The organism is Mitsuaria sp. BK037, from assembly GCF_014193045.1.
In the GTDB taxonomy this organism is placed as follows: Bacteria; Pseudomonadota; Gammaproteobacteria; order Burkholderiales; family Burkholderiaceae_C; genus Roseateles.
Window position 1 is genome coordinate 2,030,304 of record NZ_JACHYS010000001.1, and the last position, 25,649, is coordinate 2,055,952.

Sequence of the window (25,649 nt, forward strand, 5' to 3'; positions counted from 1 at the left end):
GACTTGATTGGCATTCCCACACGCCACGATAGATATTGCCATGCATGCCTCAAGGCAAGCGCCCGAAGCGGCCCCGACTTTGACGCTTGATCGCGGCTTCAGCCGGGGCCGAACTGGCCCGCACGCCCGCTCACCCCTTCTTCAGGCCGATGCCGACCAGGAAGTTTTCCGCGGATTTGTCCCGGGAGGCCTTGGGTTTGGCGGTCTTCACGCGCTTGAATTGCGCCCGGAAGGCGTGCACCAACTGGTCATAGCCACTGCCGTGGAAGACCTTGGCAACCAGCGCGCCTTCCGGCTTGAGGTGCTGCTGGGCGAAATCCAACGCCAGTTCGATCAGGTGCTCCATCCGCGCCGCGTCGGTGCTTTCGATGCCCGACAGGTTGGGCGCCATGTCGGAGACCACCAGGTCCACCTTCGCCCCGCCCAGCGTCGCCTCCAGCTGCGCCAGCACCTCCTGCTCGCGGAAGTCGCCCTGGAGGAACTCCACGCCCTCGATCGGTTCGAAGTCCAGCAGGTCGAGCGCGATGATGCGGCCGTTCAGCGCGCCCACCGCCGCGCCGCCGGCGCCAGCCTCCTTGGGCGCGAAGCGCCGGCGCAGGTACTGGCTCCACGCGCCGGGCGAGGCCCCCAGGTCCACGACCACCTGCCCGGGCCGGATCAACTGGAATTCCTCGTCGATTTCCTTGAGCTTGTAGGCGGCGCGCGACCGGTAGCCCTCTTTCTGGGCCTGTTTCACGTAGGGATCGTTGACATGGTTGTTCAACCACGCCTTGTTCACCTTCTTGCTTTTGGTATCGACTTTCATGGCACGGATCACGGCGGCTTCCGGCGGGATCGCCTGGACGCAGGCCGCACCATATCACCTCGGATACGTATGCCTGGACTGCACGGCGCCCATCAACGCCCGATCTGCCGCTCCAGCCAAGCCTCCAGTGCCCGCGTGACGAACACGGGTTGTTCGAGATTCGAGATGTGACCCGCGTCGGGCACGATGACCTGCTCGCAGCCGATGAGTTCGGCCATCCGGGTGGTTTCGGCCGGCGGACGGGGGATGTCCAGCGCGCCGCACATCAGCAAGGTGCGGTCCGGATCGAGCGCCGCCAGGCGCGGCAGCGCCTCCGGACGGCCGAAGATCAGTCGGCCCAGCGGCACGATGGCGTTGCGCAGCTGCTCGGTGGAGAACCCCTCCAGCGCGCGCCGGAAGGCCGTCGGCAGGGGACCGCCCAGGTCGGCGCCGCTGCGGAAGAACAGCGGGACCACCGCATCGAGGATGGGCGGCGGGAACCGGCCCAGCGACTCGATCGTGTCCAGCATCTGGAAATAGCGTGCGCGGGTCGCCTCCGGCTCGGCGCCGAGGTAGGTGTCCATCATGACCAGCGCGCGGACCCGCTCCGGTTCGCGCAGGGCGAGCTCGGCGCCCCACATGCCGCCGACCGACAGCCCGACCACCGCGCATTCGCGGATGCCCAGCGCGTCCAGCAGCAGCCCGGCCTGCGCGGCGAGGTCGCCCAGCGTGCGTGTGCCCTCGGGCGGGGCATCGGATCGTCCATGCCCCCAGAGGTCCGGCGCGATGACGCGATAGGACCGCGAGAGCGCCTCGATCTGCGGCGCCCACATGGCGGAATCCCACAGGTAGCTGTGTCCGAGCAGAAGCGGGAATCCGGTGCCGCGGTCCTGGAAGTGCAGGGAACGGCCGGCGATGTCGATGACAGGCATGGGTGTACGAGGAAAGATCGGGAGAAGGTCGGCGGAGGTGCCAGGTCTTGCCCGGCACCACGCAAGGCCCGGGCGGAATTGTAGGAAGCGCACCGGAGGCCCCGGAACGCCACGTGCGAAGGACGGTGCGCGGGAACGAAGCCCTTCGCCCCGCCCTGCTCCGTTTCGCACCGGGCGTCACGTCGGGACTCACCCGCCCTAGATTCGGCGGACAACCACAACCGCGACAGGAGACAGCCGTGTGGAGACGCCCCCTCACCAATTCGCCACCGATCCGCGCCGCACTGGGATCGGTCCGCGACAACGCCGGCAAGTCCGGCGCCGAGTCCACGTCCGCATCCAACCTGCCCAGCGGGGCGCTCGCGGACCTGCCGCAGCGGGGTTCCCGCCCCATCTCGACGGTCATCGACCCCACGCGCACGCGCGAGGCTGACGGAGAGACCAAGATCCTCACGCCGGGCCATGTGCAGTTCCAGCCATCGGCCGAGGATCTGCGGCTCAATCCGAGACTGGCGCCTGCGCTCGGGCATTCGCCACAGTTCGTGGCGGGCCAGCGACCAGACTCCTTCCTCGTGCAGGGTGAATTGAGCGATGGCCGCAAGTTCAAGGTCATGGGCGTGCGCGCGGAGGCGAAGCTCGCCGGCGAGGACAAGCCGCTTCCCATCGGGCCGTCGACGCTGGTGATCGACCACGGCACGATGACGCCAGAGCAGTCGCGTCTCTACGAGACCATGCAGGCGCGCACAGTCTTTCCGCGCTATGAGACCAGCGGCCTGGAGGGCAGCAACTGCGTGCATGCCCATGCCGAGAACGTGAGGCAGCTCCTCGACCACGATGTCGGCCCGCTGCCGGCGCACCTGATGCCGCAGGAAATGCAGCCGCTGCTGAAGGACGTCAAGACCGAGCCGGAGCGCTGAGCCGTCCCGCCGCCGGCCCCGGTCCCGGGCCGATGCACGCTTGAACGACCGACCGGCCGCATCGCGGCCGGCCATCGCTTCTGGACGCCGCGGTTGCGGCGCCTCGATCAATTGCCGCCGCCGGCCGGATCCGAGGACGGCATCACCACCGTCGCCCCGCTGGCATTGGCCGGCGTGCCCATCATGACCTGGAGGCGTCCCGTGTCGGTGCTGACGTTCGGGCCGAGTCGCAGCGTGGAGTCGCGATCGTCCAGCCGCACCAGGTGCGAGCGCACGCCGCTGAACTGCGAGTCGTCGATCGACACGTTGGCCTTGATCGGCTGGCCGCCCAGCGTCACCAGCAGCTGGCCGACGTCCTCGGCGTAGACGCCGCTGAGCTTCACGTTGGCATCGCCGTTGACCTGGATCGCCTTGTCATGCGAGTGCCGGAACGAGGAATTCCTGATCTCGACCTCGGCGGGCCGGTCGTTGGGAATCGACGCCGGGGAGATCCCCGCCAGCTGGGCGTCGTGGGCGCGGTTGCCGGGCCCGTCGATGGTGATCATGTCGTCCGGGCCGCCGTGCACCGCGTGCACGTTGTCGATCTTGGCGTCGCCCAGCAGGTGCACGCCGTCACCCCCCTGGAACTGCACGTTCTTGAGCGTGGCGCCCGGGCCGAGGATGAAGACCGGCTGGTACGTCTCGGCCGAATTGCCGCTCAGCCCCGACCCGGCGGTGAACAACTGGTTCTTGCCGTCGAAGGTCTCGCCCGGGCCGACGACGATGGGCTTGTTCACCACGACCTCGCCGCGATGCGGCGGCAGTACCGAGGTCGCGGGGGTACTGCTGGACACCGGCCCCGCGTCGTCGGGCTTGGCGGGAGCGCCGACCGAAGGTGCCGGCGCCGGTGCGGGCGCGAGCAGCGGATCGGGCGTCGCCGGAGCCGGGGCATGGCCGTGATGGTGGTGGTGATGGCCATGAGCTGGAGCTGGAGCTGGAGCGGGCGCGGCACTCGGGCTCGGGCTCGGGCTCGGGCTCGGAACAGGACTTGGACTCGGAGCAGGACTCGGACTCGGACTCGGACTCGGACTCGGACTCGGACTCGGGCTCGGAGCAGGACTCGGCTCTGGGGAAGCGGGCGCCGGCGCAGGCGGAGCCTCACCGAAGCCGCCGAGGCCGGGACTCCCGCTCCCCGCGCCACCGAAGCCGCCGGCGGGACCGAATGGATTGCCTCCACCGCCGCCTGGCCCGCCACCGGCGGCGAACGGGTTCCCGCCTCCGCCGCCGGGCGCTCCGCCGAGCCCCCCGCCCGCGCCGCCGCCTCCGCCGGGCATGCCCTGCTGCCCTTGCTGCCCCTGCTGCTGGGCCTGCAGCGACTGCAGGAGCTGCTGCACCAGCATCGCGATGATCTGCTGGACCAGCATCGTCATGAGCGGCGCGATGACGTTGGCCGGGGATGCGGGCTGCGGGTCCGCGTAGAGCTGCTGCTGGTACAGCTGCTGCATCGGCGACAGGCGCGGGCCGCTGCCGTTGAGGGAAGAGATCGGATCGATGGCGCTCATGGACGGTTCCTGTGCGAGGACATGGGGATTCACCCCTGACTCTCGGGACCGGACCCGGGCGACGGTCGACAGCCGCCGAACCGCCGTCCGGCGAAGCGAAGACATCGCCTTCCGCGGCGGCATGCGCCCGTCGCGCCGGCGCCCCTTCGCGCCCGACGCCAGTCCTTCGCCCCGGCGCGGCTGGCCGTCATGACCGCTCGCCACGATCGGGACGAAGGAGCAGTCCATGTCCTTCACCACTCGAATCGCGCGCCAACTCGGCCTCTCTCGTGTCGCCATCGACACGCCGCTCTCCCAGGAACAGCGCACGCCGCTGCTGCCCAGCACAGCAATCCGCCCGCTGGATGCTCCGCCGGCCCGGCCGCAGCCGGAGTCCGCCACCGCGCCGCGCGCTGCGCTGCCGGCCCGGCCGGTCGAGGCCGGCGACGCCGCCGCAGCCGCCGTGTCGCCGCCCGAGACACCGTCCCGCGCCGCGCCCACCGGCGCGGTGCTGCTGGACACGATGCGCGTCGACCGGCCCGACTTGGCCCCGCTGATCGCGACGCTGTTCACCCGCGACGGCACGATGCCGGAAGACCTGGCGCGCCTGTCCGGCCAGCTGTCGCGGCTGGACCTGTCCGGCGTGCCGCCCACGCCCGACCTGCCGTCCGCGCCGGTGGTGCTGCTGGCGCAGTCGCTGGCCGCGGCCTGCGATGGCGACGCGCGGCTGGCGCTGGACGCCCTGGACTCGCTGGCCGCGCTCGACGCGGAGGCGGAACTGATCGCGGCCTGGCAGGCCGGCGCGAACCGGACGCCGACGGGATCGCCGCTGCTGTCGGCATCGGCGTCGCCATCGGCCGCGCTGCTCGGCAGTCCCGGTCGGCTCACCGACGTCGGTCGTCGCCGGCGCCAGGACGGGCTGCGCAACAACCGGCTGGGCTGGGGGCCGATGCTGATCGAGCACGCGGCGGCGGACGAGCTCGCCGCCCGGCAGGCCGCGTGGCGGACCTCCTCCGCGCTGGGCGGCACGCCGGCCGGCATGGACGTGCTGATGGCCGTCACCGCGCGACCGGTCGATCCCGCGCGGCGACGCGATTTCGCGCTGCTGCTGAAGGCGTCCGAAGGCGCGCCGCGCGGGCTCGATCACCACGGCGATCCGACGGCGCTGCTGCGTGATCCGGCCGCGCTTCGGACGCTCACCGGCGAGGCGCTCTCCTGCGCCGCCGCGCGGATGGCGGGCGACGTGGAAGCCGCGCGGCCGCATCAATGGGCGCTCGCGGCCGCCCGCAACGACCTGCACGAGACCGGTCCCGGCACGCTGTTCGCAGCGCTCGACGCGCGGCTGATGAAGATGGGCCGCTGGATCGACCGCGCCGCGCCGCGCGATGGCCTGGGCCTGCGCAATCCGCTGATCGGCAAGTCCCCGTTCCGGGCGCTGCGGCACGGCGTGCAGGGCGTGGAACGCGGGCCGGCCGCGGCGCGCCATCGCCCGGCGCGCGAGCGGGCCCTGACCGAAGCCGCGAGCGCGCTGCGGGACGGGCTGCTCCGGGCGTCGGCGGGCCGGTCGAGCGGCCCGGCCGCGGTGCCGGCCCACCTGTTGCGCGCCGCGGTGCTGTCGCACTGCCTGGAGGAGGCCAGCCCGTCCTTCGAGCGCGTGGGCTTCGATGCCGACGCGCGCAAGGCGATCACGGAGCGGCTGGCGCGGCTGATGCTGTCCGAGGCGGCCGCCGCGGATCCGCCGGTGCTGAGCGCCCTCGCCCGCCGCCTGGACGAATTGCCCGACCTCAAGGCGCTGGCCGGCTTGCGACTGGACGCCGCGGCGCTGGCGGACTGGGTGGCCGACGCGCGCTCACAGGGCGCCAGCGGAGCGCCCCCGGCGCGTCCGACCGACTTGGCCAACCCGGCCAACGCCGGCAACGCCGACGTGACCAACGCCGCCAACGCAGCGCCGGCGAGCTCCGCGTCCCTGCTCCTCACCGCGTCGGCCGCGCTCGCCCGTGCCGAGGACGAGGCCAACGGCCGCGACACGCGCGTGAAGGCGGTCGACCGCGAGACGCTGCGGACCGCGCTCAAAGACATCGTCGCCAACATCGAGGGTTCCTCGCGGCTGCGCTTGACCGGCGGCGGCATCGCCGGCGTCGGGCTGCGGCAGATCACGGCGTCGATCAGCGCGGTGGCCTCGGCGCTGTTCGTGCGCGGACGCGTCGATGCACGCGCGCAGCGGGCCCGGCATGCCGTCTTCGAGATCGCCATGCCGCCCTACGACATGGAGATCGTGCTGGGGACGCAGCGCCAGACCACCGGCCAGGTGGGGCTGGGCGTGAGCGTGGGGCCGGACCTGGGCGCGTTCAAGGTTGGCGGCAACGTCGACGCGCTGCTCTACGGCCGGGACCGGGCCGAGCTGCAGGGACTGTCGCTGCGCCTGCCGCGCGTCGGCCGGCCGGTCCCCGAGCTGCGCGAGGAGTTCTCGCGCCTGGTCGACCGGCTCATCGATCACGGCGCCGGCGGAGCCGCCCGCCACCCCGGCGATCCCCCGCTGCTGCGCCACCTGCTGCAGGAGTTCCCGGAGCTGACCATCAACCAGATCGGCGAGGCGGGGGACGCGCGTCGGCGGCACGGTCTGGGGGCCGACGTCACTGCGTCGCTGGGCAAGTGGCGGCTCAAGGCGACGGCCAGCGCGGGCGGCTACGTCGAGACGCAACGCGACGTCACCCGCCGCTACGGCGACGCCAGCGGCGCGATGCGCGTCGAGCGCCGCATCGACGGCCACGCCAGCCGCGCCGGCGCGGCGCTGCGGGCCTCGCTGGGCGCGTCGCAGACGGTGGCCGGCTCGGTCGGCGATGCCGGCAAGGCCGACCTCACGATGGGCGCGCTGCAGGCGGGCCTCGGCGCGGAGCGCATGCTGGGCGGCGTCTTCGAGCGTCGGGAGGCCGTCTACGAGGACGGCCGACTGCATCCGCTGTCCTTCGTCGAGACCGAGTACCAGGACCTCGACGCCTTCGCCGAGCAGGTGAAGCCGCAACTCGGCGACTGGGTCGCGGCGGGCGCTGACCGCCAGCGGCTGGAACAGCTGGTGGCCGACATCCAGCGACATGGCGGCCCCAACCACAGCGCCGCGGCGCGGGTGGTGGTCGGCACGGACATGCGATTGCGCGACGATGCCTACCGCTCCGCGATCGCGCTGTGCGAGCGCCAGCCCGGCGGCCTGCCGGCGGAAGTGGCCGCGCTGGAACGCGAGATTGAATCGCAGTGGCGGGATTCCGCGGCGATGCGGCCTTACTCGATGCGCTCCTACGAGCGCAACATGGCGCAGCGCACGCACGGGCTGGACCTGGTCGTCCAGCTTGGCAGCGTGACCGCGGCCGAGGCGTCGCACATCGACGCGCGAGTCGACGTGCCGGCGCGCTGAGACCGCGCGCCTTCCTTCGAGAGCCTTCGTGCGCGAAGCCCCGGCGCCAGGCCGGGGCGGTTCGCGATCAGCCGCTGTAGGGCTTGTATTCCCAGGCGCCGACGCCTTGCACGTCGGCCGTCGAGGGCGCGAGCACCTTGTGCGGTGTGTTCTCGATCACCACGTCCGAGGCGATGTTGATCTTCGCGTCCTTGGCATCGCTGCGCACCACGGCCTCGTCGCCGTTGCGGAAGACCGAGTTGCGGATGTCGATGCTGATCGGGAAGTCGTGGCCGCCGTTGGTGCGCACCGCCTTGCCGAAGCCGTCCGCGGTGAAACCGTCGATCGACAGCGATCCCGGGGCATTGATCTGGAAGATCTTGTCGGTGGCCGCGTAGGCGCCGCCGCCGATCACCTTGACGTTGCCGGGGCCCTTCATCGTCATCGCGTCCTCGCCGACGTCCTTCCACCAGACGTCCTTGAGCGTCGCGTCGCCGCGGGTGTGGATGCCGTCGCCACCGGCGACCTGCACGTTCTCCAGCTTCGCGCCGGGCTCGAGGATGAAGACCGGCTTCTGGGTTTCGCTCTGGCCGCCGTCGCCCAGCGACGGACCGGCTTGGTAGAGCTTGCCCTCGCCGTTGAAGGTCTGGCCGGCCTTGACGACGATGGGCTCGTTCACGATCACCTTGCCGGTCGCCGGCGGGATCTCGGTCGGCTTGCCCGCGCCCGAGGCCGGTGCGGTTCCGGAGGGCGAGGACGGCGAGGACGGGGACGGCGGCGCGGACGGCGCACTTGGTGCCGACGGCGCGGCCGGGCTGGCCGGCGTCGAGGGTGCGCTCGGCGAGGACGGCCGGGACGACGGCACCGGAGGGGTCGAAGGGGCTGGGGAAGTCGACGGCTTGCCCGGTGGCGATGACCAGGGCGAGAAGGGATCGGACTCCGGCGAGGAAGGCATCGATGGGATCGAAGGGATGGACGGGGCCGAGGGCATCGACGAGAACGGCGAGCCGCCGCCCGGTCCACCCGCGCCCGGGCCCATCGACGGTCCGCCCATGCCACCCATGCCGCCCATGCCACCGAATGGCGAGCCGCCACCGCCGCCGCCCGCTCCGCTACCGAAACCGCCGCCTCCACCCCCGCCGCCACCGCCGAACTGGTTGGCCAGCTGGTTGGCGGCACTGGTGGGCTGCAGGCCGTTCTGCGCGAGCGACTGCAGCAGCGGCAGCAAGGCCTGCAGCAACTGGAGGATGCTGTTGATCAGCGCGAGCTGGCCGGCCTGCGGGTTGTTGCCCGCGGTACCCGGGCCCATCGGCCCGGCCGGGCCGGCGGTCGATCCGGGGCCGGCGGCGGTGTCGGGCCAGGGGCTGCCGCCGCCTTGCTGCGGCTGGGCGGCGGCCATGAGGCTGTAGACCAGCATGGCCATCAGCTGCTGGCCGGGCGACCCACCGCTGGCGGGCCCTTGCGGCTGCGCCATGGGCGCGTTGAGGAACTGGCTGTAGAGGTCGAGCGCCGACGGGCGCTGCACGGACGAGGGGCGATCGATCGCATCGATGGACATGGCTGCTCCTGGGTAAGGCCGGGATGGCGCGGTGCGCCGCGTGTTATCGATTGGTGAGGGTAGGCATCGCCCTGCGCCCGGCGTGCCCCTGGGCGAAGCGACGTGCCCGGCCGCGAAGCGCCGCGCGGGGCGGACCTCGTTCCCTTCGCGCGCCGGCGCGCCGCTTCGCGATGCGCGCCATGACGGCTCCCGGTCCTTCCTAGATTGCGGTCATCCCAGACTTCAGCGCCGAACCGCCATGACTGCGACGACCGATGCCCTGCCCGCCTCCACCGCGTTCACCGTGGCGCTCGCGGCGATCACGGGCGAGCCACCCATCGTGGCCGCGACGGCGATCGCGATCCGTCCGGCGCTGGATGGCGACCTCGCGGCCATCACCCGGATCTACAACGAGTCGCTGCCGCCGTTGCCCACGCCGCTGCCAGGCGTCGACGCGCGCGCCGGCGGCCGACCGGTGCTCGGCAGCTGCCTGGCGCAGTTGCCGGCCGACGGCCTCGCGAACTGGATGGCGTCGCATCGCGCCAATGGCCGGCCGCTGTGGGTCGCGCAGGCCGGCGTGGAGGTCGTGGGATGGCTGAGCCTGCTCGGCTTCGCCGACCGGCCCGCCTGCATGCCGGCGGCGGAGGTCGCGATTTACATCGCCAGCGGCTGGCGCGGCTGCGGCGTCGGACGGCGCCTGCTGTCCCACGCGCGGATCGAGGCGCCGCTGTGGCACATCGACCGGCTGATGGCCTTCATCTGGCACGACAACGCGGCCAGCCTGACGCTGTTCCGCGCGCAGGGCTTCAGCGCCTGGGGGCGCCTGCCCGGCATCGTGTGGGCCGACGCGAAGAGCCGGGACATGGTGATCCTCGGCCAGGTGCTGCAGGCCGGCTGAGGCCGGCCCGGACCGGCTCAGGCGACCGGCGGCGCCCGGCGTCGCCCGGCGGGACCGCTCACGCCGCGGCCAACGCCGCGATCTCCCGCTCGTCCATCGCGCCGCTGCGGATCAGCAGGTCGCTCATGCGGCCGTTGAATCGCGGGACCGGCGAATGCGGCGCGTCCGGATACTGCGAGCGCCCGAGCCAGTTCTGCGTCGTCGCTCCGAGGTCGCACGGCGCGAAGTCCCAGCCCTCCTTGCGTCCGTCGAGCTGCCCGTCCACATAGACGCTGCACACGCCGCCGGACAAGGTCACCGCCACATGCACCTAGCGGCCGGTTGGCAGCGCGCCGCTGGTCGCGACGATGCGCTCGGACGGCCAGCGCATGGTGGTGATCATGAAACGCATCCGGTGGTCGTCATGGTGCCGAGGGGTCAGCGCCATGTAGGCGACGTCGTCGTGCCCGAAGTCGAAGATGCGGGTGTTGTCGGCGGCCTGGTCCCAGTACACCCACAGCGCGACGGTGAAGTCGCTCACGCCCTGCAGGATCCCGGACGGCAGGACCAGGTGTCCGGCGCTGCCGTCCAGCGCCAACGCGCGTCCCGCCTTGCGTCCCGCGCCCCAGGATGCGCCTTCCGCGAGCTGTCCGGTCTTGCCGCTGCCGCCGGCGTCGCGGGCATTGCCGTCCAGCGGCAGGTGGAGCAGTACTTCCCCGGCGGTGGCCGCGCGCGCGATGTTGGAGGGCCGGCCCTCACCGCGCGCCGTCACCGCGGTCACCGCGTAGAACCAGACGCCCCGGCCCGGTTCGTCGGTGAAGGTGCGCGGTTCGGTGGCGCGACCGATGGCGACGAAGGGGCCGCTGGCCGATCTGCCGCGCTTGATCACGTAGCCCGTCGCCGCCGAGGTGCCCCACCACGACAGCACCACCTGCCCGGCCCGCACGCGGGCCTCGAGCCCGCTCGGCGCCGCGGCCGGCGTGCCGGGCTGGCGGCTGTAGGTCAGCCTGCTGAAGCCCGGCATGTCGCCGTCCAGTCCGTCCGGCGCCGGCTGCAGCTGAGCCACCATGGCCGTCGTCCACGGCGCCGACAGCCCTTTGACGTTGACGTAGTGGTTGTGGATCAGCGCCCAGCAATGCCGGCGATGCGGCGAGCCGCTGACCTCGGTGGCCGTCTCGGGATGGCCGTTGGCGCTGTTGAAGCGGGTCATCGGAACGAACGGCAATTGGTGGAGGCGATGGCCGTCCGCGTCGGCAAGGTTGGACAGGGCCACGTATTCCGCGCCCGCCAGCAGCCGGTTGTTGAGGTGGCCGAACAGGTCGTCGCCCTGGTTCCAGGCGATCTGGCACAAGGCGCCGGCCAGCGCGATGCCCAGCGTCGAATGGCCCTGATCGCGACCGCTCTCCTGCCACTGGCCCAGGTAGCCCGGATGCACGTAGTAGACGCAGCACAGCGCGGCGCCGTTGCCGCGGCCGGTCTGGTAGTAGCTCAGCGCCGTGTCGTAAAGGTCGCGGCGATCGCAGAACACGCCGATGGCCATCAGGCCGCACAGCGCGCACAGGTCCCAGTTGGCGAAGTAGTTGGTGATGTCCGCGCCGTTGTGCGCGAGCAGGAAGTCGCGGCTGAGCGGCACGAACACGTCCAGCAGCCACTGCTGGAACTGCCGGACGTCCGCCGCCGCCCAGCCTTCATACGTGCGCATGATCTCGGCCGTGTTGGCCCATTGGTAGCCATAGATGCCGGCGGCCAGGAAGCGGTCCGCGTTGCCCTCGATCCGTTTCGTCGTGGTGGCCCAGGTATTGAGCACGGCCATGGCGTCCCGCGCGCAGTCGAGGTCGCCGGAGATCTTCCAGCGCAGCGCGAGCTCATACGCATGGTTCATCTCATGCACCATCGTGCCGAAGTTCTGGCCCTCGCCGCCCCGCCGCGTCACGGACTGCGAGCTGATCGGCGAGCCGGGGCGCGACTGCGCGTCGCCGGTCAGTTCCCGCCAGCTGTCGAGCCAAGGCTGCGCGCCGGCCTTCATCTGGGTCCGCATCCGCTGGAAGTCTTCTTCGGTGTGGAGCACGCCCGGATGCTTGAAGGCCGGCTCCCCGGCCGTGGCCGCCGATGCGCCGCCGGCGTTGGCGATCAAGGGCAACGCGGGCAGCAGCGGCAGCAGCGAGAGCGCGCCGGCGCCCCGCAGGACGGCTCGCCGCCGCGGGTCGTGCTCCGGCGCGCCGTCTTCGGCGACGCGTGGATCGAGGGGAAAGGCGGTCGGGGACTGATTCAAAGCGCTGTTCCATCGTGCGGGGACAGCGGCACTCTAGGGAAGCGCGGCGGCGGAGTCGTCACCGCGAAGTTCCCGCCAGGCAAGGATGGCATCTCAAGGACGTGAAGCACCCTCGCATGCCGTGCTCGCCCTCGCGTCCGCGTTCATGTCCTGTTCATCGTCCGGCGAGCGTTGCATTCATTCCCGCCACGGAGAATTTTTCGCACGCCGCCATCCACCGGCCACGGCGGCGCGGCGTCCGGTCTGGACGCCTGGCTTCTCCCATGAACACAAGGTTTCCATGACCGATCGCGCTTTCGCTCTCCCGACCCGCCCCGTCCTTGCCGCCGCGTCGCTCGCGGCGCTCCTGGCCGCCACCGCGATGCCGGTCCAGGCGCAGGAATCGCCCTGGCAGCTGCGCGTGCGCGCCGTGAAGATCGACCCGGCCGACAAGGACCGCACCGGGCTTGGCCTGTCGCTGAGCCAGAAGACGATTCCTGAAGTCGACATCAGCTACTTCCTCACGCGCAACATCGCGGCCGAGCTGGTGCTGACGGTGCCGCAGCGTCACACGCTCTACAGCGAGGGCACGCGCATCGGCAGCGTCAAGCAGCTGCCGCCGACGCTGCTGGCGCAGTACCACTTCAACCCGGAAGGCAGCTTCCGTCCTTACCTCGGCGCCGGCCTGAACTACACGCTCTTCTCCAGCGTGAACTTCGATCCCGCGGTGCAGGCGGCGCTGCAGCCGAGCATCAAGAAGCACAGCTTCGGCCTGGCCGCGCAGGCCGGCTTCGACTACATGCTGGACAAGCGCTGGTCGATCAACGTCGACGTGAAGAAGATCCAGATGTCGACGGACGTCCGGTCGGCCGGCGCGTCGGTGGGCAAGTTCAAGATCGATCCGCTGCTGGTGGGCGTGGGCGCGGGCTATCGGTTCTGATCGGGCTCGGCTCATCGTGCCGCGGGGCCGGGCCTTGCCGGACGGCCTCGCGGCGGTCCCTTGACCGGCACGCTGTCGCCGTACTCCGCCCACCAGGCCTGCAAGGCCGCCATCGTCGGACCCAGCCCGCGCGCCTTCGGCGTGATCTCGTATTCGACGCGAGGCGGCACCTCGGCATGAACGGTCCGGGAGACCAGCCCGTCCGCTTCAAGCTCTCGCAGTTGAGCGGTCAGCATGTGCTGCGTGATGCCGGGAATGGCCTTGCGGAGTTCGCCGAAACGATGCATGCGCTGGTTGAGCAGCCACATGATCTCCAGTTTCCATTTGCCCGAGAGCAGCGCGAATGCGCGCCGCATCTCCTCGTGCATGTTGACGCCGCTGCGGTCATTGGTCTGCATTTCCATACTGGCCCCGACGAATTCATCCCACTTGCGCGCTTGATGGCTGGCCGACATTCTCCCGGCTCCCGATTCACCCTGGAGAAGCTTTTGACCGCATCCACCGTCTACTGGATCAGCACGGCGCTGTTGTCCCTGCTCTACCTCAGCTCCGCGACGCTCTACCTGCTCAAGTCCGCCTGGGTCAGGACCCAGCTGGCAGCGCTCGGTTATCCCGGCTACCTCGTGCCGCTGCTCGTCGCGCTGAAAGTCCTGGCGGTCGCGGCCGTCCTGTCGCGCATCAACACGCCATTGAGCGACCTGGCCTATGCCGGCATGTTCTTTCATCTGCTGCTGGCGGCGATCGCGCATGCCGGTGCCGGCAAGCCGAAGGACGCACTGCCGGCCGTGATCGGCCTGATCCTGCTGGTCGCCTCATTCGCCACGCAGAACGTGGCTCGAGAGATGCCTTCTCCCCATGGCGACGTCCAGGCATGGACCCGGGCGGTGTCTCATTGACTCCGGCCCGCGCGCCTCGCATACGATGCGCCGTTCCTCCATCGGCAAAGACGAGCCCATGCGACGCGCCGGCATCACGATCATCTTCACCCTCGCCACCACCACCCGTGCGGATGCCCTGGACCGCGAACGACGTCGCGGCGCGCAGACCCGGAACTCTCGCGCACAGGGCGGCCGGCCATGACCCCGATCCAGCAATGGCATGCCACCCGCAGCCTGCGCCTGCTGCTGCAGACGCTGCGCGACATGATGGTCTCGATGGGGCCGCTGCTGCTGCTCGGCGGCGGGTTGCTGATCGCGGCCTACTGGTGGCTGGACCCGCAGCCGCCGCGCCAGGTGCGGCTGGCCACCGGCCCGGCCGGCAGCGCCTACGCCGGTTTCGGCGAGGGTTATGCGAAGGCGCTGGCGCGCGAGCGCATCCAGGTGGAGCTGATCGCCAGCGAAGGCGCGCAGGACGACCTGGCGCACCTGCGCGCGGGCACGGCCGACGTGGGCTTCGTCCGCGGCGGCATGGCCGATCCGGCGGCCGATACCGAGGCCGGCATCGTCTCGCTGGGCAGCCTGTTCTACGAGCCGATCTGGATCTTCTATCGCCGTGATCTCGGCATCGCGCGCCGCCAGCCTGGCGGCGAATTGCAGCGCCTGACCCAGCTGCGCGGTCTGCGCGTCAATGTGGACCAGGACGGCAGCGGCGTGCCGCAGATCGTCGAGAAGCTGCTGGCGCTGAACCAGCTGTCGCCGGCCGACCTGCGGCTGTCCAACCTGCCGCCCGACGCCGCCGGCGCTGCGTTGCGCGAGGGCCGGCTGGACGCCGCGGTGCTGATCTCGGCGCCGCAGGCGGGCCTCATCCGCGCGCTGCTGCGCGACCCGGCCATCGGGCTGATGGCCTTCGAGCAGAACGAAGCCTATTCGCGCCACCTGCCCTTCCTGTCGACCGTGACGCTGCCGCGCGGCGTGGTGGACCTGGCGGCCGATCTGCCGCCGCACGACGTGCCGCTGCTGGCCACCACCACCGCGCTGCTGGCGCGCGAGCAGACGCATCCGGCGCTGCGCCAGCTGTTCGCGCAGGCGGCGCTGGGGCAGCACAGCGGGGCTGGCTGGTTCAATGGCGCGCGCGACTTCCCCAACACCCGCACCAGCGAGCTGCCGGTCAGCGCCGAGGGCGACCGCGCGATCAACGGCACGCCGCCGGCGTGGGCGCGCTACCTGCCCTTCTGGGCCGGCAATCTGCTGGAACGCATGTGGCTGGTGGTCGGCGGCCTGCTGGTGCTGATGCTGCCGCTGTCGCGCGTGGTGCCGCCGCTGTACACCTTCCGCGTGCGCTCGCGGGTGTTCCGCTGGTATGCGCGACTGCGCGAGGTGGAGGCGAAGCTGGAAACCGGCACGGGCGAGCGCGAGGCTTTGCTCGATGAGTTGGATGAGCTGGACCGCGTCACGCACCGCATCGCGGTGCCGCTGTCGTATGCGGAAGAGCTTTACGCGCTGCGGAACAACATTTATGCGGTGAGAAAGCGCCTGCTGGCGCAGCGGTCACGGCCGGCAGAGGGGGCGAGTGACTGATTGAGGAGCGGCGCGGCGAGGGGCGGCTTGTCTATCCGTCATTCAGTCAGGTGCTGCGCATGCACCCTGGCATTGAAGTGGAGCGCGCGTCCAATACCGAGAAGGCTTTGAGAAAGGCTCCGTTGGAGTGGGTGGCAGGTTAGCAGCGTTCGCGGTCGGTCGCCGTTGGGCATCGCGTGACCGGACATCAGCGCATACCGGCCTTACGGGTGCCAGCCGGATCAGCCTCCGGCCAACTGGCCTGACGGCAAGAGCGGCCGTTCGATGCTGCTGGCTGCACTCATGCCGTCCGAGCGACCGCTCTTGACGCCTGCGACCGCCTCAGATTGACCCAGGGCCGACCTTCGAGGTGGAGAGTACGAAGGGAAAAAGCTGTCGCTTGCGCGCGCAATGCCTCAAAGCGAGCCGTTGCGCTTCGAATCTGAGCCGTATGCGTCCGGCAAACTCACCTTGAACCGGCGCGCTGAGGCGGTCAGGATGGTGTCCACCAACGCAATGAACTGACCCCGAGAAGTTGGACAGCCAGTGTCTTTGCTTGGGAGAAGTTCTGCAAACTGTGAGCGAATCACTGGTTGAATGGCGCTCCACATCTGCAGACGCGCGACACCGCCTCTGCGCCGACGCGGTGTCGCGCGATTGAGGCCAAACCATCCGTGGATGGCAGTCATTCTTGAATGTTGCCGACCGGCTTGGCGGTGCCGCCAAAGGCAGGCGTCCGCGAGAACACATCGGCAATGAAGTCCATGAACACCGTGGCTCGCGTCGGCAGCAGTCGATTTGCGACGTAGACGATCTGGACAGGGACGGCCGGCGCTGAGTAGCCGGTCAAGATGAACTTCAAGCGCCCGCTCCTCAGCCCTTCGTCAAAGAGCCACGCCGGACCATGGCCGACCCCCAGACCCGCAATGACCGCCGCGCTGACCGCTTCTGGCGAGTTCACCCGGAGCCTGCCGGAAACGGGGATATCGGCGTCCCGAAAGCGCCAGGTGGCCCCCGACGAGAGCAGCGTGTAGATGACGCAGTCGTGGTCCCGGAGGTCGTCGGGCGTTTGCGGCACGCCGCGCCGCGCCAGGTAGCTCTCACTCGCCACGAACACCCGCTCGTAAGACCCGATGCGTCGGGCCCGCAGGGCACTGTCCTCCAACTGGCCAATGCGAATGGCCAGTTCCGTCCCCTCGTCGACGAGGTTGACATAGCGGTCATTGATTTGCAGGTCCAGCGTCAGCTTCGGATAGCGCTCCAGAAAGGTCGGAACGTGCGGCAGCACGAAGGCATGGGCCAGCGCGGTGGGGCAGGCCACCCGCAACAGTCCTGACGGATCGACGTTGCTGCGGAATGACGATTCGGACTCGTCCACCGCATCAAGAATCCGCCGGACGTCCGCGTAGTAGCGCTCCCCCTCCGGCGTGAGGGAGAGCTTGCGCGTCGACCGGTGCAGCAGCCGGGTCTGCAGGTGGTCCTCCAGCGATGCGACGTAGCGGCTCACGTTCGGCTGCCCCAGGCCCAAGTCACGGGCTGCGGCCGTGAAGCTCCCCGTCTCCACGGCGCGCGCGAAGCAGGTCATCAGCAGAAATCGGTCCAAGCGCCCCTCCAATTCATGCTCTGAGTGCATGGACGGTATTCGATTTAGTCATCTTATCGAATTGGAGGCATGGATGCACATTCTCCCCATCGGCCACGGTGGGTGGCCGTCTACAGGAGAACCTCATGTCACGCTTGCAAGGCAAACGTACCCTCATCACCGGCGGCACCAGCGGCATCGGCCTGGAAACTGCCAAGCAGTTTCTGACCGAAGGCGCCCGCGTCATCGTCACCGGCGTCAACCCGGATTCCATCGCCAGGGCCCAGGCCGAACTCGGGCCTGAGGTGCTGGTGCTGCGCGCCGACTCGGCCAGCGTGGCTGCGCAGAAGGCCCTGGCACAGGCCGTCAAGGACCACTATGGCCAGCTGGACGTGGCCTTCCTCAATGCGGGCATCTCGGTCTGGCTGCCGATCGAGGACTGGACGGAAGAGATGTTCGACCGCTCGTTCGACGTCAACGTCAAGGGCCCGTACTTCCTGATCCAGTCGCTGCTGCCGGTGTTCGCCTCCTCGGCCTCGGTCGTCCTGAACACGTCTGTCAGCGCGCACGTCGGCTCGGACCGCTCTTCCGTTTACGCCGCCACCAAGGCAGCGGTGCTGAACATGTCGAAGACGCTGTCGACCGAGCTGCTCGGCCGCGGGGTTCGCATCAACGCGGTCAGCCCGGGGCCCATCGACACGCCGCTGTACGACAAGCTGGGCATCCCCGAGGCCTATCGCGAACAGGTGAACAAGGACATCGCGGCCACCATCCCGCTGGGCCGCTTCGGCACGGCTGAAGAAGTGGCCAAGGCCGTGCTGTACCTGGCCTCCGATGAATCCCGCTGGTCGATCGGCACGGAAATCGTGGTCGACGGCGGCCGCCTGCTCAATCGCTGAGCGCACCAGGTTCCGCGCGCCGAAGGCGCCTGGCGACTCGGGCGAGTCGAAGGCGCCTTCCTGAGCCCTGCCAACACAGATGCCCCTCATGATGCTCACCCTCATCAGCCACCCGCTCTGCCCGTTCGTGCAGCGCGCCGCAATCGTCCTTCTGGAGAAGGGCGTTGCCTTCGAACGCGTCAATGTCGACCTGTCGGCCAAGCCCGATTGGTTCCTCGCGCTGTCGCCCACCGGCAAGGTACCCGTGCTCAAGGTGCCCCAGGCCAATGCCGAAGACGCAGTGCTCTTCGAGAGCGTCGTGATCTGCGAGTACCTGGACGAGACACAGGGCGGCGCGCCGATGTACCCCCACGACGCGCTAACCCGCGCCCGGCACCGCGCCTGGATCGAGTTCGCCACACAGACCTTCGCCGAAGGCTGGCAGTTCCTCCATGCGCGTGACTCGCAGGCTGCCGACGCAAAGCGCGCCAGCTTCCGCGAGCGCCTGGCCAAGCTGGAGGCGGAACTCGCCGCAGGCCCGTACTTCGCCGGCGAGGCGTTCGGCATGGTCGATGCGGTCTACGCACCGCTCTTTCGCTACTTCGAGCTGATCGCCCCGTCGGCGGCGCAGCAAGTCTTCGATGGCCTGCCGCGCATCTCGGCCTGGCGAGAGGCGCTGGCCTCACGAGCCAGCGTGAGGCATGCCGTTGCCGAGGACTACGCCTCCCGCTTCCTGGCGCATCTCCGCCAGCAAAGCGCCCTGTTGGCGGCGGGTTGACCCCCATTTCATGCAACCCAATCGCACTCCAAGGAGTCAAAACCATGAGCAATCAATCGTCCAAGAGCGCGCTGATCCTGATCGAGTACGTCAACGATTGGTTGGCGCCGACCGGCGGCATCAACGGGCAGTTCCAAGACCGCGAGCAGTTCGACAAGGCCGTCGCCAACTCGAAGATCGCGCTCGCAGCGGCCCGCCAGAGAGGCATGGAGGTCATTCATGCGTCGCTCAAGTTCGAGCCGCACTTCAAGGTGCTGGGCGAAGGGAAATACGGTCTGCGCAAGATGATGCGCGACTACGGCTCGTTCCTCGGTGCGCAGGCCGACTTCTTTCCCGGCTTCGAGCCCCAGGACGGCGAGTACGTGATCCGCGAGCGAACGGGCGGCAGCAGCGTGTTTGCTTCGACCACACTGGACAGCTACCTTCGCAACAACCGCATCTTCGACATCTACCTCGCAGGCTTTGCGCTGAGGCAGTGCGTTGAATCTTCGATGCGAAACGCGCATGACCTGGGCTACCACACCAACGTCATCTACGACGCGTCGGCGGCATTTACTCGTGAGCAGCAGACGGCGTTCCTCTCCGAGATTGCGCCCTTCTACGCCAACGCGATCACCACTCAGGGCTTTGTCGCTCAGGCCTGAGCATGAAAGATGCTGGCTGGCGGAAGCTCTGTCCGGTATCCGGTAGTAGCGGTGAACCGGCCACGTGCCGGGAAGGCCATCGAATGACCGGTGATGGCCGATGCCGACGTTCCACGAGTTGGGCACGGCCGACTGACATCAGCCTTCTGCCGTAGCTCACGGTCGCGAGCTGAGCGGCAGCATCGGGTCGGCATGAGCCAGTCGCGTCGCACAGAAGCGGTCGTTCAAGTCGGCATGCGGCGGACGCCACAGTCGAGCGGCCGGTTCCGAGGATGAAGGCGCCCGTCGGGACAGTGGAGTCCTGTGACTGCTATGGGGAGCAGCTGCCCCTCAGGCCTTAGACCACGAACGACTCAGATCAGCCTGAAGCCGCAGTTCTCCACAGCCCAACAGACGGCCGGGCGACCTTACGTCGTGCCGCCGCCGTCAGATCTCGCGGCGGAACACTCGGTTGCCGTAACTCCGACCTTCGATCACGTGGACCGTCTCGCCGATGTCGGCGTAGCCGCGCGCGGCGTAGAAGTCGCGTGCGCGTTGATTGCCGTCCCACGCTGTCAACCACAGCGCGGGCAAACCCGTGGACCTGGCGACGTCCTCCGCCGCGGCCAGCAGACGCTGTCCCACCTTCACACGCTGGAAGGCCGGCTGCACGTACAGACGGACCAGCTCGGCGCCGGCGCTCGTGGTGCCGGGGCATGGCGTAGCGAAGGCATCGACCTCCGCGAATCCGATGAGCGCCGTATCGATCTCCGCAAGCACGAAATGACAGCCCGGGCGATTGATCCGCTCCTGAAAGGCTTCGGACGAGTATTCGCGGAAGACCTCACGGGCGAGATCGGGGCGAATGCCTTGCGTCGCGTACGTGTCGAGAAAGACCTGAATGGCCAGCGCTGCAATGGTCGTGGCGTCTTCCAGCGTCCCTGGCCGCAGGTGGGGCAGTTGGTGCATGCGCGGGAATATAAGGCCGCTCTGACCGACGTACTGCGGTCATGCAAGACGAGGGAAGTCTGCTCAAGGCTGGGGAGCGGACGTGCCAAATGTCTTGAAGCGCAGCTCGTGCTGAAATGCAAACCAGCCGACGCTTGAGAGTCAAGAATGTCGAGGTCGATCGCTTTGGCAGCGATCCGTTGCACCGTTTTTCTCCTTTGTATGTCCCGTTCCCTACAGGTCACCGACGCCACCGTCGTTATCCGCCCCGCGACGACGACGATGTGGTTGTGGTTGTGGTTGTGGTTGTTCGTGTTCGCGACCGGCTTGAGCGGGATGTTCTGGAAGTTCACGTTCTACGACACCAGTCCGAAGGCGCTCTTGCTCCTGTTGTTTCCTTCGATGATGTTGTTCGCGTGCTTGTGGACTTCGTCCAGGCGCGAGCATTCGTCACGACCATCGATCGGGCTCGCAATCTCGTATTGATCGAGCGTCTGCCACGATTCGGTCTGTCGGCGAAGCAGCAGAAATTTGTGCTGTCCGACTTCGCTGCCGTCGAGTCGCATTCGGTTGCGGTCGGTCGCTCGCTGGTGTGCCGGGTGTCCCTGGTCACGCCCGGATTGCGATCGCTGGTGCTACTGAATGGCAGCGGCGGCTACGGCGCCAAGTCGTTCTGGCACGCGCCGATGCCCGCTGAAACGGAAGAAGCAGCATCTGTGCGAGTCGCCGTGGCGAAGGTCTCGGGACTAGCGGACATGGGGTATCGAGGAACGATTGGGCTGAGCGTGGTGGCGTATGAGCCGATCGACGCGTAGGAATGCCGGGCAAAGATGCCCGCTGTCCTCTCTAGCCTGCTGCTGATCCGAAAACTGCTTCGATGCAGAACCACACACCCATTCGCTTAGAGTCCCCCCGCCCAACACTTCAACAATCACCTCACATGTCCGTCCTCGACTCCCCAGCCCCATTGACCTGAGACAGATGGCCGACGCCCGCGAGTGGGCCGATGAAGCGATGGTGAAACGCCCGTGGCGGACGGAGCTCTTCGCGGAGTTCGCCGAGCAGCTCGCCGCCGGCGCTGCGCTCCGGGTGCTGGAGCTCGGCTCCGGCCCGGGCTTCCTCGCCAAGTACCTGCTCGATGCGCTCCCGCACATCGCCTACACGGCGCTCGACTTCTCGCCGGCCATGCATGAGCTTGCAGCGGAGCGGGTCGGCGCGGCGAGCGCCCGCATCCGCTTCATCGAGAAGAGCTTCCGCGACCCCGCATGGATGGAGGGCCTCGGGCCTTTTGACCACGTGGTCACGAACCAGGCAGTCCATGAGCTGCGCCACAAGCGCCACGCTCGCCCGCTTCACGAGCAGGTTCGAGGGCTGCTGGCGCCGCAGGGGCGTTACCTCGTCTGCGATCACTTCGCCGGCCCCGGCGGGATGAAGAACGATCAGCTCTACATGACCGTCGAAGAGCAACGCGTCGCGCTTCAGGACGCCGGCTTCGCTCGAGTCGAACCCGTGCTGCTCAAGCGCGGGCTGATGCTCTACGCGGCGTCCTGAGACGGCAGACTCGCTACTCGGCCTCGCTGTCCGTTGTCGACGGACTACCCAATCCGACAAAGCCCCGCCTCATGCGCCGGCAAGGTCCGCGCGAACCGTCCTGAGGCCTCGCCCAACGGGCGTCGCGCCGGGGCGACTGATGATCGAGGACCGGCGCGGCGGGGTGCGGCTTGTCTTTCCGTCAGACCTTCGGTGCGGCGGTCGGTGCCGCCATGATCGGCAGAACGCGACGGACAACAGCCGTCCGCACACCCGCTGGGCGGTGCCGCCCGATCTACGACCGGTTCCGATCGGCGCGAAGCCGGCAAGGCGGCGCGAAGCCGGCAAGGCGGCGGCGAAGGAGGCTGGCAGCCAGTTCGCCAAGGAGGTCGGCGGACAGATCATCAAGGACAGGCTGCCGTGACAGTCATGGCGGCGAGTCTGCGCAGACTCCCCGCGAAATATCGACGTGCGTGTCTTCCTTCTCATCCACCGTGCAAATGGCGGGCGGACGGCAATTCACAGACAGATACATGGATCTTCTCCGGATCGTCACGCTGCGGTGACGACCACCGGCGTGGACTCCTGTTTAATGGGTGCTCCGCATTGATCTGTCGACATGAAACACAAAAGAATCTTCACAGTGCTTGCGCTGAGTACTGCCACGGTCGCCGCTTTTGGAGAAACCTACTATGTCGCGCCAAATGGAAGCGATACTGCGGCGGGATCTCGCGATGCGCCGTGGGCTTCGATGGCGTACGCGCAGATCAGGGCGCAACCCGGGGACACCGTGTATTTTCGTGGCGGCACCTATGCCTATCACAAGGGCACCACTTCGTGCCAGGACGCCTACGACACTGTGAGCGGGATCGATCTCAAGAAGAGTGGCGCCCCGCAGCAACCGATCCGCTACTGGGCTTATCCTGGCGAAACCCCGGTTTTCGATTTCGAAGGCATTCGGGACAACTGCCGGGTCAAGGGTTTCAACGTGACGGCCGATTGGGTTCATCTGAAAGGGATCGAAGTCACGCATGTCCGGCAGAACAACAACCTGAACCACGAGTCCTGGGGGATCTGGATCCACGGCAGCCACAACGTCTTCGAGCGGCTCGACATCCATCACAACATGGGCCCCGGCCTCTTCATCAAGGATGGCGGCGACAACCTCGTCCTGAATACCGACTCGCATCACAACTACGACCCCCTCACCTCCAATGGGGCGGGTCAGAGCGCGGACGGCTTTGGCGCCCACATTTCCGCCAATCATCCCGGGAATATCTTTCGAGGCTGCCGCGCCTGGTTGAATTCGGATGATGGTTTCGACCTCATCAACGCCTACTCCTCGGTGACGATCGAGAACTCCTGGGCGTGGCTGCAAGGCTACGTGCCAGATACCCTGAAGCCGGCCCGGTACGGCAATGGCAATGGTTTCAAGGCCGGCGGATATGGAGGCGTCTATGTACCCAACGCGGTGAAGCACACGGTCCGCTTCTCTGTCGCCTTCAACAATCGGGCTTCGGGTTTCTACGCCAACCACCATCCGGTGGCCAACGACTTCTTCAACAACACGAGTTACGGCAACTACGCCGACTTCAATATGCTGGGGATCGATGCGAGCGGCGCGGCGATCAATCTGGGGAACCTGCGCAACAACATCGCCTATACGGGGACCTTGGTGTCGAATGTGTCGGGCGCCAATGACGCCCACAACTCCTGGAATCTGCGCGAGATCATGTCGGATGCCCAGTTCGAAGATGTCTCCACCACGGGATGGGATGCGCCGCGACAAGCTGACGGCAGCCTGCCGCGGCTGAATCATCTGCATCTGACGTCGCACAGCACCTTGATCAACAAGGGCACGGACGTCGGCCTGCCCTACAAGGGGACCGCGCCCGACCTCGGCGCCTTCGAGCGCCATTGATGCCCAACAGCGACCTCCCGCAGGAGGTCCGGACTTGCGAGTCCACAGGTCACGCGCCGGCTGATCAACTACTCGCGTTCAGCCCGCTTGCGTCGAGCCGCCGGCACGCGCGATGGCGGAGCGAGCGACGCCAGTATTTCCTTCCGGCAAGCGGTCAGGATCTCATCTGCCAACGGCGATTCGTCCGGACAGGCGCGTGACATGACGATCGCGCCCACGACGTGCGCCAGCAGATCAAGCCCTTTTGCGCGGGCCTGCTTGGCATCCGCTGATTCGCGCGTGGTGCCGTCGCGGTTCAGCGCCGCCAGGATGCCTTCAATGCCGTCAGCAAACGCGGCTCGCACCGCATCGGACTGACGCGCCGCATCGCCGCCGAGTGCGGCCATGGTGCACCCCTGCGCTCGATTGCCCCGATGCTCGCGCGATACGTAGGCCTTGACGAAGTCCGCCGCCGACATCCCTTCCGACAGCTCCACGGTCTGCGCGATGCCGCAGGCGGCCGACTCCGCCATCAATTCGGCCTTGGATTGGAACTGCTTGTAGAAGCCGCCATGCGTGAAGCCCGCCGCGGCCATCAAGTCGACAACGCCGACCCCGTCGTAACCCCGCTCCCGAAACAGCGTGGAGGCGGTGCGGACCACATGCTCCCGATTGGCTTGCGCTTGCGCTTTGGTGACCTTCATGGCTCGCTCGTGCGTGGATGCGTGAATGGCCGCCACTATAAATAGATGCCGACCATAATCAAATCGTTGACTTTTTGGATGACGAACATCATCATTGAGGTCAGTCGTTTCACCGCCCCCCACACCCCTCCCCCGGAGACACCATGTTCACCCGCTCGAGAATCAGGCTAGGCCTCCTTGCGCTTTCCGCTGTGCTTCTGACGGCCTGCGCCTCGGTCGACAGACCTTCCTCAGCCGCGAGCGGCGCCTCCACCGGCGCCATGTCTCAGAAGACAACCTGGCAGAACGTGCCGACGCAGGTCGTCTCCGCGGATGGCGTGGACTTCGCCTACCGCGAGCTCGGCCAGCAGAACGGCGGCACGCCGGTCGTCTTCCTTGCCCACCTGGCCGCCGTGCTCGACAACTGGGATCCCCGCGTGGTGGACGGCATCGCCGCGAAGCATCACGTGGTCGCGTTCGACAACCGCGGGGTGGGTGCCAGCACCGGCTCGCCGGCCAACACCATCGAGCAGATGGCGGACGATGCGATCAGCTTCATCAAGGCCAAGGGCTTCAAGCAGGTCGACCTCTTCGGGTTCTCGATGGGCGGGATGATCGCCCAGGAGATCGCGCTGAAGGAGCCGCGGCTCGTTCGCAAGCTGATCCTGACGGGCACTGGTCCGGCGGGCGGTCCCGGCATCAGCGAGGTGGCCGGCGTAGCGAATTACGACCTCCTGCGGGCGACCCTCACCGGTCAGGATCCGAAGCAGTACCTCTTCTTCACCCGCACGCCGAAGGGCATCGAGGCGGGCAAGGCCTTCCTGGCGCGTTTGCAGGAGCGCACCGAGAACCGTGACAAGGGGATCGCCGCGGGTGCGTACGTCGCGCAATTGCAGGCCCTCAGCGCGTGGGGGAAGAAGCCTGCTGCGGACCTGTCGCTGGTCAGGCAACCGGCCCTTGTGGCCAACGGCGACGACGACCGGATGGTGCCGACGATCAACACGTACGACCTGGCCAAGCGTCTGCCCAACAGCGAACTGACCATCTACCCCGATGCGGGCCACGGCGGAATTTTTCAGTACCACGACGACTTCGTGGCCAAGGCCCTGGCGTTCCTCGCCAGATGAGCGCCTGATCGCTCGTTTC

The 25,649-nt window shown here is 68.3% G+C and carries 25 protein-coding genes; 15 read left to right on the plus strand and 10 right to left on the minus strand.

The features are described 5' to 3' along the window. Positions 1 to 130 precede the first annotated feature (130 nt). Both FHT37_RS08350 and FHT37_RS08355 read right to left on the minus strand, forming a co-directional pair. Positions 131 to 805, minus strand: coding sequence for an RlmE family RNA methyltransferase (locus FHT37_RS08350; protein WP_147240355.1), 675 nt, complete (start codon positions 803 to 805; stop codon positions 131 to 133). Positions 806 to 897: 92 nt separating this feature from the next. Then, positions 898 to 1,716: an alpha/beta fold hydrolase gene (locus FHT37_RS08355; RefSeq protein WP_183480114.1), complete on the minus strand. Its 819-nt coding sequence runs from the start codon at positions 1,714 to 1,716 to the stop codon at positions 898 to 900. A gap of 239 nt (positions 1,717 to 1,955) precedes the next feature. Here FHT37_RS08355 and FHT37_RS08360 point away from each other — a divergent pair, with 239 nt between their 5' ends. Further along, positions 1,956 to 2,633, plus strand: a complete 678-nt coding sequence (locus tag FHT37_RS08360) for a type III effector (RefSeq protein ID WP_183480116.1) — start codon at positions 1,956 to 1,958, stop codon at positions 2,631 to 2,633. Between the two features lie 107 nt (positions 2,634 to 2,740). On the opposite strand, the gene FHT37_RS25645 is transcribed toward FHT37_RS08360, so the two are convergent. Next, on the minus strand, positions 2,741 to 3,466 hold the full coding sequence (locus FHT37_RS25645) for a pectate lyase (RefSeq protein ID WP_310739726.1): 726 nt from the start codon (positions 3,464 to 3,466) through the stop codon (positions 2,741 to 2,743). A 492-nt stretch (positions 3,467 to 3,958) separates the two neighbouring features. Between FHT37_RS25645 and FHT37_RS08370 the strand changes: the two genes are divergently transcribed. Next, positions 3,959 to 4,213, plus strand: a complete 255-nt coding sequence (locus FHT37_RS08370; RefSeq protein ID WP_183481587.1) for a hypothetical protein — start codon at positions 3,959 to 3,961, stop codon at positions 4,211 to 4,213. 187 nt (positions 4,214 to 4,400) lie between these two features. Then, positions 4,401 to 7,562, plus strand: a complete 3,162-nt coding sequence (locus tag FHT37_RS08375; RefSeq protein ID WP_183480118.1) for a hypothetical protein — start codon at positions 4,401 to 4,403, stop codon at positions 7,560 to 7,562. A gap of 67 nt (positions 7,563 to 7,629) precedes the next feature. Here the strand turns inward: FHT37_RS08375 and FHT37_RS08380 are convergent, their stop codons facing one another. Next, a complete protein-coding gene (locus tag FHT37_RS08380) occupies positions 7,630 to 9,099 on the minus strand; it encodes a pectate lyase (RefSeq protein WP_183480120.1) in 1,470 nt (489 codons plus the stop codon). A 238-nt stretch (positions 9,100 to 9,337) separates the two neighbouring features. Between FHT37_RS08380 and FHT37_RS08385 the strand changes: the two genes are divergently transcribed. Further along, positions 9,338 to 9,976 (plus strand): GNAT family N-acetyltransferase, encoded by a 639-nt coding sequence (locus FHT37_RS08385; RefSeq protein ID WP_183480122.1) that lies wholly within the window; start codon positions 9,338 to 9,340, stop codon positions 9,974 to 9,976. Positions 9,977 to 10,034: 58 nt separating this feature from the next. Here the strand turns inward: FHT37_RS08385 and FHT37_RS25110 are convergent, their stop codons facing one another. Continuing rightward, a complete protein-coding gene (locus FHT37_RS25110; protein WP_221210980.1) occupies positions 10,035 to 10,274 on the minus strand; it encodes a LamG domain-containing protein in 240 nt (79 codons plus the stop codon). Between the two features lie 12 nt (positions 10,275 to 10,286). Next, complete coding sequence (locus tag FHT37_RS08390; protein ID WP_221210981.1) at positions 10,287 to 12,227, minus strand: alginate lyase family protein; 1,941 nt, start codon at positions 12,225 to 12,227, stop codon at positions 10,287 to 10,289. Positions 12,228 to 12,507: 280 nt separating this feature from the next. Here FHT37_RS08390 and FHT37_RS08395 point away from each other — a divergent pair, with 280 nt between their 5' ends. Further along, entirely contained in the window at positions 12,508 to 13,146 is a 639-nt protein-coding gene (locus tag FHT37_RS08395) for an OmpW family protein (protein WP_183480123.1), read from the plus strand. Between the two features lie 11 nt (positions 13,147 to 13,157). On the opposite strand, the gene FHT37_RS08400 is transcribed toward FHT37_RS08395, so the two are convergent. Further along, positions 13,158 to 13,601, minus strand: coding sequence for a helix-turn-helix domain-containing protein (locus tag FHT37_RS08400; RefSeq protein ID WP_310739727.1), 444 nt, complete (start codon positions 13,599 to 13,601; stop codon positions 13,158 to 13,160). Positions 13,602 to 13,634: 33 nt separating this feature from the next. On the opposite strand from FHT37_RS08400, the gene FHT37_RS08405 reads away from it, so the two are divergent. Further along, the gene (locus tag FHT37_RS08405; RefSeq protein WP_255489521.1) at positions 13,635 to 14,042 is read left to right on the plus strand and encodes a DoxX family protein; all 408 of its coding nucleotides are present in this window, start codon (positions 13,635 to 13,637) and stop codon (positions 14,040 to 14,042) included. Between the two features lie 180 nt (positions 14,043 to 14,222). Further along, a complete protein-coding gene (locus tag FHT37_RS08410) occupies positions 14,223 to 15,602 on the plus strand; it encodes a TAXI family TRAP transporter solute-binding subunit (protein ID WP_183480127.1) in 1,380 nt (459 codons plus the stop codon). Between the two features lie 664 nt (positions 15,603 to 16,266). Here FHT37_RS08410 and FHT37_RS08415 read toward each other — a convergent pair. Next, positions 16,267 to 17,184, minus strand: a complete 918-nt coding sequence (locus tag FHT37_RS08415; RefSeq protein ID WP_254783578.1) for a LysR family transcriptional regulator — start codon at positions 17,182 to 17,184, stop codon at positions 16,267 to 16,269. Positions 17,185 to 17,309: 125 nt separating this feature from the next. Here FHT37_RS08415 and FHT37_RS08420 point away from each other — a divergent pair, with 125 nt between their 5' ends. The 3 genes from FHT37_RS08420 to FHT37_RS08430 all read left to right on the plus strand — a co-directional run bounded on the left by FHT37_RS08420 (position 17,310) and on the right by FHT37_RS08430 (position 19,463). After that, positions 17,310 to 18,062 (plus strand): SDR family oxidoreductase, encoded by a 753-nt coding sequence (locus tag FHT37_RS08420; RefSeq protein WP_091733588.1) that lies wholly within the window; start codon positions 17,310 to 17,312, stop codon positions 18,060 to 18,062. A gap of 79 nt (positions 18,063 to 18,141) precedes the next feature. Continuing rightward, a complete protein-coding gene (locus tag FHT37_RS08425) occupies positions 18,142 to 18,819 on the plus strand; it encodes a glutathione S-transferase family protein (RefSeq protein ID WP_091733586.1) in 678 nt (225 codons plus the stop codon). A 44-nt stretch (positions 18,820 to 18,863) separates the two neighbouring features. Beyond that, positions 18,864 to 19,463, plus strand: a complete 600-nt coding sequence (locus FHT37_RS08430) for an isochorismatase family cysteine hydrolase (protein ID WP_091733584.1) — start codon at positions 18,864 to 18,866, stop codon at positions 19,461 to 19,463. A gap of 426 nt (positions 19,464 to 19,889) precedes the next feature. Here the strand turns inward: FHT37_RS08430 and FHT37_RS08435 are convergent, their stop codons facing one another. Continuing rightward, positions 19,890 to 20,411: a GNAT family N-acetyltransferase gene (locus tag FHT37_RS08435; protein ID WP_183480129.1), complete on the minus strand. Its 522-nt coding sequence runs from the start codon at positions 20,409 to 20,411 to the stop codon at positions 19,890 to 19,892. Between the two features lie 116 nt (positions 20,412 to 20,527). Between FHT37_RS08435 and FHT37_RS08440 the strand changes: the two genes are divergently transcribed. From FHT37_RS08440 to FHT37_RS08455, 4 genes are all read left to right on the plus strand, one after another. Beyond that, the gene (locus FHT37_RS08440) at positions 20,528 to 21,205 is read left to right on the plus strand and encodes a hypothetical protein (protein ID WP_183480131.1); all 678 of its coding nucleotides are present in this window, start codon (positions 20,528 to 20,530) and stop codon (positions 21,203 to 21,205) included. 166 nt (positions 21,206 to 21,371) lie between these two features. Continuing rightward, positions 21,372 to 21,941 (plus strand): class I SAM-dependent methyltransferase, encoded by a 570-nt coding sequence (locus FHT37_RS08445; protein ID WP_183480133.1) that lies wholly within the window; start codon positions 21,372 to 21,374, stop codon positions 21,939 to 21,941. Between the two features lie 139 nt (positions 21,942 to 22,080). After that, a complete protein-coding gene (locus tag FHT37_RS08450) occupies positions 22,081 to 22,344 on the plus strand; it encodes a hypothetical protein (protein ID WP_183480135.1) in 264 nt (87 codons plus the stop codon). A 195-nt stretch (positions 22,345 to 22,539) separates the two neighbouring features. Continuing rightward, on the plus strand, positions 22,540 to 23,841 hold the full coding sequence (locus FHT37_RS08455) for a right-handed parallel beta-helix repeat-containing protein (protein ID WP_183480137.1): 1,302 nt from the start codon (positions 22,540 to 22,542) through the stop codon (positions 23,839 to 23,841). A gap of 68 nt (positions 23,842 to 23,909) precedes the next feature. Here the strand turns inward: FHT37_RS08455 and FHT37_RS08460 are convergent, their stop codons facing one another. Next, positions 23,910 to 24,524 carry a TetR/AcrR family transcriptional regulator gene (locus FHT37_RS08460; protein ID WP_183480139.1) on the minus strand — a complete coding sequence of 205 codons (615 nt, stop codon included), beginning with the start codon at positions 24,522 to 24,524 and terminating at the stop codon, positions 23,910 to 23,912. Between the two features lie 260 nt (positions 24,525 to 24,784). On the opposite strand from FHT37_RS08460, the gene FHT37_RS08465 reads away from it, so the two are divergent. Next, entirely contained in the window at positions 24,785 to 25,630 is an 846-nt protein-coding gene (locus tag FHT37_RS08465) for an alpha/beta fold hydrolase (protein WP_147240537.1), read from the plus strand. Positions 25,631 to 25,649: the final 19 nt, after the last annotated feature.